Origin of the sequence: Bradyrhizobium sp. PRIMUS42, from assembly GCF_023006515.1 — a bacterium.
Taxonomy (GTDB): domain Bacteria; phylum Pseudomonadota; class Alphaproteobacteria; order Rhizobiales; family Xanthobacteraceae; genus Bradyrhizobium.
Genome location: NZ_JALBGZ010001281.1, coordinates 1 through 954, shown reverse-complemented (window position 1 = coordinate 954; position 954 = coordinate 1). Strand labels below are relative to the sequence as shown.

The window sequence follows — 954 nt, the reverse complement described above, 5'->3', positions numbered from 1 at the left end:
CCATCACCGCGGCGCGCCTAGTGACGAATCCGATCTCGGCCCAATAGGTCCTTAGCAATGAGCCGATCGCCACCAGCAGAGAACGCAGCCGGTAGAACCAGCTCCGCAATTCGGCCTTCGGCAGCTTGAGTGCCGATGCTGCCTCGACCGCCGCCGACTGCAACCAGTAGATGCCGACCGGCTTCTTGTAGCGGACGTCCTCTTGAAAGCGGATGTCGACGTAGTCGCCGCTTTCGACCATCTGCTTGGTGGCCTGGGCGAACCGCGCCTCGTCGCGATCGATCGGCGGGATGGTGAAGAAGCCCGGCAGGAACAGCAGCAGCGCGCAGAGCACGAGGAAGCCGACCGCGCGCGCATGGCTTGCCGTGACGACATCGAGCATGCGTACGAGCCCGCTGCCTGGATTTGCAGGCGATTTCGACTCGCGGGGAGCTCCAAAACGAGGGCTTGGGTAGGTCTCGGCCATTGGTTCCGCTTACGCTGAAACCGCCATCGCCACAACCGCTTAAGCCGGGCTCATTGAATTCGAATGACGACTGTGTCCGCGGCGCCCGTGGCATCGATCACCGTGAGCCGCGCAAAGCCGGGACCTGGCGGATCGATCAGGCGCTGGCGGCGGCCGTTGATCTCGCCGAGCGCGGTGCCGTTAACCATGACGGTCATGGGCAGAACGCCGCCGGCGACCTTGACCGGCATCGCTGCGCTCTCCTGCCCTCCGGAGCGATCGACATCGATCCGCGAGCCGTTCAGCGGAAACTGAATGTGCAGCGCCTGCTCGCGGCCGGTCCGCACAAGTTCCCCTACGGGGCGGAACCGCTTCAGCGGCAACGGCAGCTTGGCATTGCTGGCAACCAGGGTTCCCCTCGGCGGCTTCGGTAAGGGGGCCAGCGTCTTGCCGGTGCGGGCGAAGGCGTCGAACAGGATCGGCGCGGCGGCGACGCGCCCGATCAGGCC

At 65.7% G+C, this 954-nt stretch carries 1 protein-coding gene and 1 pseudogene; both read right to left on the bottom strand.

From position 1 onward, the window contains the following. On the bottom strand, positions 1–466 hold a 466-nt coding region (locus MOV75_RS39710; protein WP_369010501.1), incomplete at its 3' end, for an ArnT family glycosyltransferase. Positions 467–516: 50 nt separating this feature from the next. Then, a pseudogene (locus tag MOV75_RS39705) lies at positions 517–954 on the bottom strand (penicillin-binding protein 1C); the annotation flags it as partial.